The organism is Carnobacterium mobile DSM 4848, assembly GCF_000744825.1.
In the GTDB taxonomy this organism is placed as follows: domain Bacteria; phylum Bacillota; class Bacilli; order Lactobacillales; family Carnobacteriaceae; genus Carnobacterium_A; species Carnobacterium_A mobile.
Map to the genome: position 1 here is coordinate 158,761 of NZ_JQMR01000001.1, position 12,395 is coordinate 171,155.

At 36.8% G+C, this 12,395-nt stretch carries 10 protein-coding genes; 8 read left to right on the top strand and 2 right to left on the bottom strand.

Going from position 1 to position 12,395, the window contains the following annotated elements; all coding sequences use genetic code 11:
- Positions 1-79 precede the first annotated feature (79 nt).
- From BR87_RS00675 to BR87_RS00700, 6 genes are all read left to right on the top strand, one after another.
- The gene (locus tag BR87_RS00675; protein ID WP_035027490.1) at positions 80-1,909 is read left to right on the top strand and encodes an acyltransferase family protein; all 1,830 of its coding nucleotides are present in this window, start codon (positions 80-82) and stop codon (positions 1,907-1,909) included.
- Between the two features lie 325 nt (positions 1,910-2,234).
- Entirely contained in the window at positions 2,235-3,569 is a 1,335-nt protein-coding gene (locus tag BR87_RS00680; protein ID WP_035027493.1) for an arginine deiminase, read from the top strand.
- 45 nt (positions 3,570-3,614) lie between these two features.
- A complete protein-coding gene (gene argF, locus BR87_RS00685; RefSeq protein ID WP_035027495.1) occupies positions 3,615-4,631 on the top strand; it encodes an ornithine carbamoyltransferase in 1,017 nt (338 codons plus the stop codon).
- A 105-nt stretch (positions 4,632-4,736) separates the two neighbouring features.
- Positions 4,737-6,164: an arginine-ornithine antiporter gene (gene arcD / locus BR87_RS00690; RefSeq protein ID WP_035027497.1), complete on the top strand. Its 1,428-nt coding sequence runs from the start codon at positions 4,737-4,739 to the stop codon at positions 6,162-6,164.
- 19 nt (positions 6,165-6,183) lie between these two features.
- Positions 6,184-7,125 carry a carbamate kinase gene (arcC, locus tag BR87_RS00695; RefSeq protein WP_035027499.1) on the top strand — a complete coding sequence of 314 codons (942 nt, stop codon included), beginning with the start codon at positions 6,184-6,186 and terminating at the stop codon, positions 7,123-7,125.
- Between the two features lie 330 nt (positions 7,126-7,455).
- Entirely contained in the window at positions 7,456-8,160 is a 705-nt protein-coding gene (locus BR87_RS00700) for a Crp/Fnr family transcriptional regulator (RefSeq protein WP_051929595.1), read from the top strand.
- A gap of 80 nt (positions 8,161-8,240) precedes the next feature.
- Here the strand turns inward: BR87_RS00700 and BR87_RS00705 are convergent, their stop codons facing one another.
- Positions 8,241-9,308 carry a PucR family transcriptional regulator gene (locus BR87_RS00705; RefSeq protein WP_035027501.1) on the bottom strand — a complete coding sequence of 356 codons (1,068 nt, stop codon included), beginning with the start codon at positions 9,306-9,308 and terminating at the stop codon, positions 8,241-8,243.
- Between the two features lie 381 nt (positions 9,309-9,689).
- Between BR87_RS00705 and BR87_RS00710 the strand changes: the two genes are divergently transcribed.
- Entirely contained in the window at positions 9,690-9,953 is a 264-nt protein-coding gene (locus BR87_RS00710) for a hypothetical protein (protein WP_035027503.1), read from the top strand.
- Positions 9,954-10,038: 85 nt separating this feature from the next.
- Here BR87_RS00710 and BR87_RS00715 read toward each other — a convergent pair whose 3' ends face one another.
- Positions 10,039-11,076 carry a YeiH family protein gene (locus BR87_RS00715; RefSeq protein ID WP_035027506.1) on the bottom strand — a complete coding sequence of 346 codons (1,038 nt, stop codon included), beginning with the start codon at positions 11,074-11,076 and terminating at the stop codon, positions 10,039-10,041.
- A 116-nt stretch (positions 11,077-11,192) separates the two neighbouring features.
- Here BR87_RS00715 and BR87_RS00720 point away from each other — a divergent pair, with 116 nt between their 5' ends.
- Positions 11,193-12,083, top strand: coding sequence for a LysR family transcriptional regulator (locus tag BR87_RS00720; protein ID WP_035027509.1), 891 nt, complete (start codon positions 11,193-11,195; stop codon positions 12,081-12,083).
- Positions 12,084-12,395 lie beyond the last annotated feature (312 nt).

Sequence of the window (12,395 nt, forward strand, 5' to 3'; positions counted from 1 at the left end):
TAATTACTTTCAATTGAAGCTTTTTCGAGCATTCAGTCATTTTGATTCTATAAGAAGAGAAAGAAAGAAGGTGTAGAAATTGAAAAAACAGCAAACGGTAACGAACATACCTTATGTCAAGGGCCTTGACGGTATTCGTTTTCTTGGCATCATCGGGGTTATCATCTATCATTTAGCTCCACAATTGATGCCGGGCGGTTATTTAGGTGTAAATTTGTTTTTTGTATTATCGGGTTATTTAATCACAGATAAATTAATACGCGAAATAAAACAAACAGGGCAGCTACATATAAGAGCATTTTATCGAAAACGAATGAAGCGTTTATTGCCTTCGACGTTATTTATGCTGGTGTTGGTGTTGGCTTGGATTACATGGTTTAATCGGGAATTATTGGTCAATTTAAAAGGAACCGTCGTCAGTGCCCTTTTGTTTGTTAACAATTGGTGGCAAATTATCCAAGGCGATTCTTATTTTGATCGGTTTACAACGCCGTCTCCTTTTGTCCATTTATGGTCACTAGCAGTGGAGATGCAATTCTATATCCTGATTGTTTTAGTAATTTGGGGTTTATTTACCTTTCTATCTACTCAACGGGCCCGTTTAATAGCAATCGGTATCTTGACACTTTTATCTGCTGGGTTAATGGCCTGGTTGTATCAGCCGGGAGTTGATCCAAGCCGTGTTTATTATGGAACGGATACCCGATTGTTCTCATTATGGGTAGGAACCGGATTTGCGGCAGCCTTTCCGTTAGCGACTTTACAAACAAAGCAAATGCCTCAAAAATTACGGCAATGGCAGGAAATGATAGGACTAGCGGTACTATTTTTGATAGGGGTCATGATGAAATATGTGACTGATCAAAGTCCGTTTAATTATTATGGCGGGATGCTGTTGTTTAGTTTATTAGCGGGTGTATTGATTATTATCGTTGCTCAGCCAACGGTTAAATTATCCTTTCTTTTTCGTTTTAAGCCAGTTACATGGCTGGGTAAGCGCAGTTTTGTTTTGTACTTGTGGCATTATCCGCTCAATGTTTTAATCCAACAACAATCAAATGGGCAACCAGCTTCTGCTGCACGACAACTGTTTTTAGTGTTGGTTCTTACGCTTGGTTTAGCTGAAGTAACGTATCGGTTTATTGAAATGCGCAATTGGCAAGGATTGTTCCAAAAGGGAGTAAAATGGGCGCAGCAATTATGGAAAAGTCCACGTAAAGCTCATTTAAAAGAAAAAGGATTATTAGCAGTCAGTATGTTAGTTGTTTTATCAGCTTTGACTGGTTTTGCAATTTCACCTACTGATCCTGATCATGCTTCGCAACAAGTCAAAAAAGTGATTGAAAAGAATGAACAGTTGCTGCAAGAAACACAACTAACTGGTATCCAAGCGGAAGCTCTAGCAAACGGCGTTTTTAACACAGAAGAGTTGAGTGAATTAGCCAATAAAAAAGTTACTTTTATTGGAGACTCCGTTTTGTTGAGTGCTTCAGAAGAGTTGGTACAATTTTTCCCAGCAGCAACGATTGACGGAAAAGTAGGGCGCCAATTGTATCAAACAGTTCCAGTTGTCCAACAATTAAAAAAAGACCGGAAATTGAATAAAACGGTAGTGATCGAGTTAGGTTCTAATGGGGACTTTACGAAAAACCAACTGGATGATTTAGTAGGGGCTATTGGAAAAGATAAAGAAGTGTATTTTCTGACAACCCATGTTCCGCGTCATTGGCGTGAGAGTGTCAATCAAAAGTTGGTCTCCTTAACGAAGAACGAAAAGCACATTCACTTAATTGATTGGAGCAACACGAGTACAAATCATGCTGACTGGTTTTATGAAGATGCAGTTCACCCAAATAAAACCGGCGCAGAACAGTACGCGGTCTTGATAGCTAAAAGCTTATTAAATTAAGAAAGTTCAGCCTCTTCCATAAAAAGAGACTGAACTTTTTTGCTATAAAATTTGCGTTAAAACAAATGAACTCTCATTTTTTTTTAATACAAGGGCCTAAAGAAGGATATATATATAAAATAAATTATTTATAAAAATTGTATAAAATAAGTGAATATACAGTATAATCACTCATTTTATTAGGGATATACTGTATAGAGAATATATATGAAAAAGGGGTCAAATAATGTGATGAAATCGACATTTTGTTTGCGGCATACTATTTTTCTTTTCCGAGTGTTAGCGTTATCATAATGGTGTAAATAAATTAGAGGAGGAAATACTAGTGGATAAACCGATTCATGTCATGTCAGAGATTGGAAAATTAAAGACGGTTCTATTGAAGAGACCCGGTAAAGAGGTGGAGAATCTAACTCCTGAAATTATGGAACGTTTATTATTTGATGATATACCGCACTTGCCTGTTATTCAAAAAGAGCATGATGCTTTTGCTAAAGTGCTGGAAGATAATGGCGTTGAAGTTTTGTATCTTGAAAAACTATCGGCTGAAGCAATTGATGCCGGCAATGTCAAAGAATCATTCCTTGAAAAAATAATGAGCGAGTCAAATATTCAATCACCGAGCGTATACGAAGGATTAAAACACTATTTATTGAAGATGGATACACAAGAAATGGTCAATACGATTATGGCCGGTGTCCGTAAAAAAGACGTTGAAACTGCATCACAACATTTAAGTGATGTATCAGATGATGGTGGAGACCCAGCACAATCAAGAACAGAATCGCCGGATTCTTACTTTACAGAAGATAAAACGCAACACTTGGGAGAAGTTTCAAACGATGAAGATTACCCATTTTACATGGACCCTATGCCAAACTTGTACTTCACAAGAGACCCAGCTGCTTCATTAGGCAATGGTTTGACGATTAATCGTATGTTGTTTGAAGCTCGTCAACGTGAATCTTTATTTATGGAAACAATTATCAACTATCACCCTCGCTTTGCGGGCAAAGACGTAGAAATTTGGCGCAATCGCGACCATACTTCAAATATTGAAGGCGGAGACGAACTCGTATTGAATGATAAAGTTTTAGCTATTGGGATTTCGCAACGAACTTCGGCACAAGCCATCGAAGAATTGGCCATTGAATTGTTTAATCGCGGTGCAACGTTTGAAAAAGTCTTAGCCATTAAGATACCGAATGTAAGAGCGATGATGCACTTAGATACCGTCTTTACTATGGTAGATTATAATAAATTTACTATCCATCCTGGAATCCAACGATTGGGAGGGTCAATAGACACCTACATGCTTGAAAAGAGCGATGAACCTGGAAAAGTGAAAATTACGCATAAAACAAACTTGCAAGAAGTATTGAAAGAAGCTTTGGAAGTAGACGAACTGACTTTAATTCCTTGTGGAGGTGGAGATGCCATTGCAGCACCGCGCGAGCAATGGAATGATGGTTCAAATACGTTAGCAATCGCACCTGGAGTAGTTGTCACTTATGACCGGAATTACGTTTCAAATGCATTGCTGCGTGAGCAAGGGATCAAAGTGATTGAAATAGAATCAAGTGAATTGTCTCGCGGACGTGGGGGCCCTCGCTGCATGAGTATGCCGCTTATCCGGGAAGATTTACCTAAACAAAATTAAAAAGCAACATTCGAATCAAAATAATCTTATTGGAGGAAATCAACTATGATCACATCGAAGTTTCAAGGGCGCAGCTTATTAGCTGAAAAAGATTTTACTAAAGAAGAATTAATGTATTTGATCGACTTTTCTGAACATTTGAAAGATTTAAAGAAACGTGGTATTCCACATCGGTATTTAGAAGGAAAAAACATTGCTTTGCTGTTTGAAAAATCTTCTACACGGACTCGTTCAGCATTTACCGTTGCTTCTATCGACTTAGGTGCACATCCAGAATACCTTGGAAAAGACGATATTCAATTAGGTAAAAAAGAATCGGTTGAAGATACTGCACGTGTTTTAGGCAGTATGTTCGATGGGATTGAATTCCGAGGATTTAAACAATCCAACGTTGAGAAATTAGCTGAGTTTTCTGGTGTACCTGTTTGGAACGGCTTAACAGACGAATGGCATCCAACACAAATGATTGCTGACTTCTTAACGATTAAAGAAAACTTTGGACATGTTGAAGGAGTAACATTAGCTTATGCAGGCGATGGACGCAATAATATGGCGAACAGCTTGCTCGTAACTGGAGCTATCTTAGGCGCAAATATTCGTATCGTATCTCCTAAAGCTCTATTCCCAGATCAAGAGATCATTGACATGGCACAGGAATTTGCAGAAAAATCAGGCAGCAAACTAATGATCACAGACGATGTTCAAGAAGGCGTGAAAGATGCTGATGTGCTGTATACAGACGTGTGGGTGTCAATGGGTGAAGAAGATAAGTTCGAAGAACGTGTCAACTTGCTGAAACCTTACCAAATCAATATGGATATGATCAAAGCAACTGGAAAAGAAGATGTCATCCTATTGCATTGCCTTCCTGCTTTCCATGATACGAATACAGAATATGGCGAGATGGTCAAAGAAAGATTCGGTATCAGCGAAATGGAAGTAACCGATGAGGTTTTCCGCAGCTCACATGCGCGTCAATTCGATCAAGCAGAAAATAGAATGCATTCCATTAAAGCCATTATGGCTGCTACGATGGGTAATTTGTTTATTCCCAAAGTCTGAGCTTTAACACCATAAGTTAGGGATATCAGAGCATGAGGAAAAGTAAAGTCCTTATGCTCTGTCTTTATTTTAAAAAATAAAGCATGCAGGAATGAGGAAAAGAAAATGGAAGAAAAGAAACTTGGATTGATTCCGTTAATGAGCTTGGTTGTCGGTTCTATTATCGGAGGCGGAATATTTAACCTGATGTCAGATATGGCACTGACGGCTTCTCCCGGACCTGTTATCATCGGATGGCTGATCACAGGAATAGGAATGGGATTATTGGCATTTAGTTTTCAAAACCTATCTGCTAAACGACCAGATTTAGAAGCAGGTATTTATAGTTATGCACGAGCTGGGTTCGGCGATTATATGGGGTTCAACTCTGCTTGGGGTTATTGGTTATCAGCATTTTTAGGAAACGTTGCTTATGGAACATTGATGTTCAGTTCAATCGGCTATTTTTTCCCTTTATTCAGCAACGGACAAAATTTGGCTTCTGTTATTGGAGCTTCTATCATGTTGTGGCTGGTCCATGCGTTGATTTTAAAAGGGGTACAAACGGCTTCGTTCATTAATACAATCGTTACATTTGCTAAATTGATTCCCTTAGCTATTTTTCTAGTTACCATGTTTATCGCTTTTAAACTTGATATTTTTACTGCTAATTTTTGGGGTACACAAAGCGGCGGATTTAGTTTTAGTGAAGTGATGAGCCAAGTTAAAGGGACTATGTTGGTGACAGTCTGGGTATTCATCGGTATTGAAGGTGCGGTCGTATTCTCAGGACGTGCTGCAAAAAAATCTGACGTTGGAAAAGCAACTATTTTAGGGTTGATCACCGTTATTAGTATTTATTTATTAACAACGATTTTATCAATGGGTGTCATGTCCCGGCCTGAATTGGCTGATTTGAATCAACCTGCAATGGCTTCACTGCTTGAAAGTGTAGTCGGACACTGGGGTGCTATTTTGATCAATATCGGAGTCATCATTTCCGTAGCAGGAGCTTGGTTGGCTTGGACGATGCTGACCGCTGAATTGCCTTACCAGGCAGCACGAGAAGGTTCGTTTCCTAAATTCTTTACTAAGAAAAACAAAAACGACGCACCAGTCAATTCACTTATCTTTACCAATGTGATTGTTCAGTTGTTTTTATTCACCTTTTTAATTAGTGAACGAGCTTATAACTTTGCTTTTTCTCTTGCATCTTCTGCAATACTGATTCCTTACGCTTTTACAGCATTTTATCAGTTGAAACTATCGCTTCAGGAAAGTAAAACGACGCCAAACCGCACTCGAAATGTCATGATTGGCATTTTTGGAAGTATTTTTTCTTTATGGCTGATTTATGCAGGCGGAATCGATTACCTATTGATTACGATGCTGCTTTATGCACCAGGAATTTTAATTTTTGCATGGGCACAAAAAGAAAATGGTCGAAAAGTATTTACAAGAAACGAAATGATTGCTGCGATAGTCATTGTTGTTTTATTTATTATCGCTTTGCTTCAAATAGTTAATGGAACAATTGATATTGGAAATATGTAAAAGACAGGATGGGATAATGATGACAAAACGAAAAATCGTAATAGCTTTAGGCGGTAATGCTATTTTATCAGATAATGCAAGTGCAGCAGCCCAACAAGAAGCATTGGCTAATACGGCTGAATATTTGGTCAAGTTCGTTGAAAATGGCGACGATCTTATCATCTCACACGGCAACGGACCGCAAGTTGGAAACTTGTTGCTGCAGCAAGCTGCTGCAAACAGCGAAAAGAACCCTGCTATGCCTTTAGACTCATGTGTGGCCATGACACAAGGAAGTATTGGATATTGGATGCAAAATGCGCTTGGAAATGCCTTGGAAAAAAGAAATTTAACAAAATCTGTTGTTTCCATCGTGACACAAGTAGTGGTAGACGAAGCAGATCAAGCATTTAAAAACCCGACTAAACCAGTAGGACCGTTTTTGACCGAAGAAGAAGCAAAAAAAGAAATGACGGAGACCGGAGCCGAGTTTAAAGAAGATGCCGGCAGAGGATGGCGTAAAGTCGTTGCATCTCCTAAACCGGTCAGTATCAAAGAATACGAAGTAGTGAACCAATTAGTTGAAAACGGCGTGATCACTATTTCTGTCGGTGGAGGCGGGATTCCCGTTGTAGAAAAAGATGGGGAATTGACAGGAGTTGAAGCAGTAATAGACAAAGACTTTGCTTCTCAAAAATTAGCTGAATTAGTAAAAGCAGACTTGCTGATCGTGCTGACTGGTGTCGACAATGTGTTTGTGAATTACAATCAGCCTAATCAAAAGAAATTGGAACAAGTAACGACAGCGGAAATGAAACAATACATTGAAGAAAATCAATTTGCTCCAGGAAGCATGCTGCCGAAGGTAGAAGCTGCGATTGCATTTGTTGAAAATCATCCTGCAGGAAAAGCTATGATTACGTCATTGGAAAATATTGAACAAGTGTTAACAGGAAAAGGCGGCACAGTCATCACAAAATAGACTAACTTTTGAACCGAAAATAAGATTGTATGGAAAGTAAATAAGACTAAACATTAAAAATAAAAAATTCTTTAGATGGACAAGTTGAAAGGTATTAGCAATCAACTTGTCCATTTTTGTGTTAAAATTTAAAACGTAAATAGTTGAAGAATACTAACACGAATTTGTCTATTCAAGGAAAGAAAAACAAGAAAAAAAGAGATGAGAACAAGTAAACATACAGCGTTTATGATATACTAAAAGGGATAAATGAGAACCTCTTTTTTGTCTTCTAAAGCTAAGAGATTCCATTCTAATTCGTTTAGTTCATTACGACGAGGAGAGAATCAAATGCCCATAAAACAAATGAAATCCAATCAGCTATATGAGTTACGTTACAAACCGGTTTTTGCGAATTTTACAGAATCGGAGTTTAATGTGCTTAAAAAGCATCTGTATGTTAGGAGTTATAAAAAAGGACAAGTTTTATTTGATGAAGGCGACAAGCGTGAAAAGGTTTTTTATTTAATGAACGGGCTTGTACGGTTTGAACGGTATGATGAAAGTGCTACATTTTTATATATTGATTACACCAAGCCAGATAGGCTGTTTCCTTATGGCGGAATGTTTTCCGATGAAGCGTATCATTTTTCAGCTTATGCAGCTACCGATATCGAATTGTATTATTTGCCGACAAATGTTTTTGAACAGCAAGCTGCTTATAACCCTACTCAGCTGCTTTACTTATATAAGAGAATATCGGCTATTTTAAATCAACAAGAAAAACGCATTCAATATTTAGCTATCTCCAGTGCTACCAGCCGCATTGTCAAGGCGTTGACTTACTTGATGGAAGATTTGGGCATCGATTGTCCACCGAAAAAAATCGAAGTTCCTTACCCGATCACGATCAACGAAATAGCTGAAATTAGCGGATGCTCGAGAGAAACAGTAGGAAACGTAGTAAAGCAGCTGAAAGAAACAAACAAATTAGAGTACGAACATAAACAATTTACATTTAAAGACGTTTCTTATTTTCGTATGTATGCAGAATAGGATAGTCGAAAAAAAGAACTTTAGTTAGACAACTATGTGTATTAATACACAAGATGCCTCTAAAGTTCTTTTTTGCTGCTTTATTGCTGCAACATCTTCAGTAAACGCAAGCCGATATTGATTTGGAGCAGTTCTTCTGCATTGTGGAAGTCGATCGAAATGGATTGTTTTATTTTGTCCATTCGATATCGGACTGTTTTAGGATGCACAAAAAGAGCATCTGCTGTTGCTTTATAGTTTTGGTTTGCATCTAAAAATATTTTTAACGTTTCAATTAAATCAGGATGGTTTCGATTTAAATCAAGTAAAGAGCTGGGAATGTACTTTTCAAAATGAGTTAAATTGTTTGATTCTGCAAATAATTGGTAAATTCCAATATCGCGGTAACTGTAAATAGTATTTGCTTCGTCAAATAAAGCGGTTATTTTTTGAGTATCTTGTGCTTGTTTATAGAGACTTGACAGTTGAAAAATTTCGCCTGCATAACTGGAATTAACTGTCATTTTTAAAGCTTTCATCTGGAGTTTATTCTTACTGGTTTGAATAGTTTTAGTTATTTTTTCTTTAAGCACTTGTTCAGTGTCTGATTGAGTATCTGCAATAAAGTCGATTTTATTTTGACGAATCAGGTAAATGCGCTGCGGCCAGTGTTTTTTTATCTCTTCTGTGAAAATCAGAGCAAAATGATGCTCTTTTTTTTGAGAAAGCTCTTGATGGTCTGCATTTGACGAAGAATTAGAAAAATGACAGATAAAGACTCGGTAATTAGGATTGTTCTTTAGTTTTAAGTAAGTCGTTTTTTCGATTAGTTCTTCTTTATTTTCCATACGATCATTTAATAACTCAGAAATAATACTATTTTTGTAATTTAAGTTATTTTGAGTGACAGCGTGCTTTTTTAATAGTTCCATTTGTAAAAAACTGACAGTATTTTCGATAGCCATGAAATCTTCATTGGGAATAGAAAAATCAATTTCATGAATGACCAATTCAAAAGAATTAAATTCTAAATTGGGAATATTTACTACTAACTGGTTATAGTTTTGGGCTTCTTGAAACGATTGATAAGTAACATTACGACGAATGTAACCGTAATTCATATATTTCTTTTTATTTAAAGCTGCTGTTTTTAACGCAGGTTCAATCATAAAGCGTATCTGTGCTTATCCAACAGAAAATGGAACACATGCTTTTATTTGGGCATACTTCAGGCACAGATACCTTGTTCGGCATGTTGATAGGAATATATGCAATGATCAATTCAGAAAAAGCGGAAGGTGAAAAGATGTCATTATTTAGACATAATTTGGAAACTGAAGACGAATGAGAAAAACAAGATAAAAGCATAGAGATAATAAGGTTTTTAAGCATAATAAAAAGAATGGGATTTGTTTTCAGCTTAGAAGCAGTGAAGAAAGTTTAATGCTAGCTAATCGCTCGATAATCACCTTGACAATAAAAAAGGTATCCCTTATTCTATGGTAGCAAAGCTTAGAGCTTATAGTTTCCTACGTGAGGAGTATTTTGAAATGAACCAAGGCGATATTGAAGATTTATCGATTGAAGAAAGAAAAAAATTGCAAGAATGTTCTGATTTGATATTTGTAGAAACGGTAATAGACGGCTTTTATGAAATCAAAGTTAAATCACCGACTGAGATGTTTCCGACAGATGTTTTTTATACAAAAGAAGCTATTGGAGAATTTTTGATGTCTAAGTTCAAACTGCATATTTTGATTGAATCCAATAATGGAAAATTTATTTATCAACCAAATCGAATGGGCAAAGAATAAATGAAACTAAAAAAAGGGTCCGCCAGCTTTATCAGCTGACGGGCCCTTTAGACCGTTTTGATTGTTTATTGAATGAAATAGGCGCTTAAAAAAACCAAGCGATCAAGACGACAGCGATAATGACTTGGAAGAGTCCAATCAACAAACCATAAAGCATTGTTTTAGGTCCTTCTTTAACAATATCTGAAAACTTCACACGCAAGCCGATTGCGGCTAAAGCAGCAATTTCAAACTGGCTGCTGATGGTTTCTGCGCTATGAAGGATTTGAGAAGGCAAGTCTGTTAAACTTCTAAGAACAAATAATAGGAAGAAACCGATGATAAACCAAGGAATGCCAATGGATGCAGTTTTCTTTTTTTTCGTGCCGGCTTCTTCAACGTCAGATTTTGAAAGCAGCGGCTCTGTTTCTTTCAAATTTAACTTGCCATACAGCAATGCTACACCTACGATCAGCAGAACTCTCATTAATTTAAAGACAATCGCTAAGTTCGTTACATCTCCGCCGACTATTTTAGCGGAAGCAATCACTTGACCGATCGATTGGACAGTTCCGCCGATCAAAGCAGAAGTTTGCACTGTTTCGTTCTGATAAAGAAAAGAAGAAAGCAGCGGCAATAAAATCATTAAAATCGTTCCGATAACGTTGACAACAGTTATGGACATCCCTTTGTCTTTTTCATCGGCTTTGATGATTGGCGAAACGGTTCCGATTGCCGAGGATCCGCAAACTGCATTTCCAGCTCCCATCAATAAGGAGAACTTTTTATTGAACTTCATCAATCTGCCAAGTTGATAAGCAATGAATAGGGTCAATCCCATTTGTACAATAACAAAAGCAAAGCCGCTGAAGCCTACTTTTTTAAGCACTTGAAAATCTAGGATCAAGCCATTTAAAACAATGGATAATTCTAATAATGTTTTTTCTGAAAATTTGGTTCCGGTATTTAGGACTGGTTTATTCAAAATGGTGTTTCCAAGCAAAATACCGATAAAAATAGCTAATAAGGCTGATCCTATGGTGGGTATAAAGGTTGCTAAATATTGACTGACAATCGAAATAATCACACTGATCAATAGACCAGGCAGAATAGCTTCGGTCGTTTTTTTAAAGTTAGTAAGCATGCGTTCTCTCCTTTTTGTTAATTCTTTTATAGGTATAGTTTACGCTAAATATTGCATAAAAGAAAATAATGATTTATTATTTTTATATAAGCTCTTCTTATAAAAGGAGGAAGACCATGCTTGATTATCGATATCAAACGTTTCTTATACTTGCCGAAGAAATGAATTACACTTTAACGGCAAAACGCTTGCACATTACTCAGCCAGCAGTTACGCAACACATTCAATATTTGCAGAATGAATTAAACGTTGAATTGGTTCATTATGAAAACCGTCAATTAACCATTACAGAAAAAGGGATGCAACTGCAAAAAGATCTGTTGCTACTGCAAAAAGAAATCTTTCAGATTCAGCAAAAGCTTGTTCCAAAAACGGATACTGTTTCGTTCACATTCGGGGCAACATTAACGATCGGAGAATACATCATGCCGCAATTGATCGAAGACTATATGAATGTGTATCCTTCTCATGATTTGTCGATGTTAGTAGATAACACGGAATCGTTGATCGACCAATTAGAACATGGACGGATTGATTTTGCATTTGTTGAAGGAGAATTCAATCAGCATTTTTTTGGGTTTCAGAAGCTTTCTGACCAGCCTTTTATAGCGGTTTGTTCGAAAAACAGTCCTTTATGGAAGAAAGAACAGGGAATCAATGAGTTGTTTTCATATCCATTGTTGATAAGGGAACCCGGTTCAGGCTCTCGTTTGATTTTAGAAACAGCTTTAAAGAACAAAGGGATCCACCTAGACAGCTTTGTAAAACGCATGATGATTGGGAGCATCAGTACAATTAAAACATTAGTAGAAAAAGATATCGGAATTACTTTTTTATACCGCAGCGCTGTTGAAACAGAACTTGAAGCAGGCAGTTTAAAAGAGATCAAACTAAACGATTTTGCTATTCAACACCCATTTCATTTGATTTATTTAAAAGAAGCTAATTTAAAAGGAACAGAAATAGCTAAAAACTTTAAACAATTGATCGATCTAAAAAATGAATAGCTTTACTTGTTCACTCAAGCTGTTAGCTGCTGTCTTAGCAACTAACAGCTTGAGTGAGCTTTTCTGATGCTTGGAAATATAAAAGCTGTAATTTGTTGATTTAAAGCTATACTTTGTTCCTTTTTTTGCTGGCTTAAGACGATTAAACTAGAATTGTTTGGAAGCGATTCCTTTAACCGGTAAAATAAAAAGGTCCGCTTTTGTAGAAAAAAGGATAAGAGCAAGTACCGGCATATGTATATATTCAATCATTTTTATTTGAGAATTTAAGTAAAATAAATAAAGGACGAAAGAAACAGCTGATACAAAAAG

Excerpts from the sequence above, each read along its gene's own strand:
- argF (WP_035027495.1), top strand. The coding sequence starts at position 3,615 with ATGATCACATCGAAGTTTCAAGGGCGCAGCTTATTAGCTGAAAAAGAT.
- arcD (WP_035027497.1), top strand. The coding sequence starts at position 4,737 with ATGGAAGAAAAGAAACTTGGATTGATTCCGTTAATGAGCTTGGTTGTC.
- arcC (WP_035027499.1), top strand. The coding sequence starts at position 6,184 with ATGACAAAACGAAAAATCGTAATAGCTTTAGGCGGTAATGCTATTTTA.
- BR87_RS00700 (WP_051929595.1), top strand. The coding sequence starts at position 7,456 with ATGCCCATAAAACAAATGAAATCCAATCAGCTATATGAGTTACGTTAC.
- BR87_RS00705 (WP_035027501.1), bottom strand. The coding sequence starts at position 9,308 with ATGATTGAACCTGCGTTAAAAACAGCAGCTTTAAATAAAAAGAAATAT.
- BR87_RS00710 (WP_035027503.1), top strand. The coding sequence starts at position 9,690 with ATGAACCAAGGCGATATTGAAGATTTATCGATTGAAGAAAGAAAAAAA.
- BR87_RS00715 (WP_035027506.1), bottom strand. The coding sequence starts at position 11,076 with ATGCTTACTAACTTTAAAAAAACGACCGAAGCTATTCTGCCTGGTCTA.
- BR87_RS00720 (WP_035027509.1), top strand. The coding sequence starts at position 11,193 with ATGCTTGATTATCGATATCAAACGTTTCTTATACTTGCCGAAGAAATG.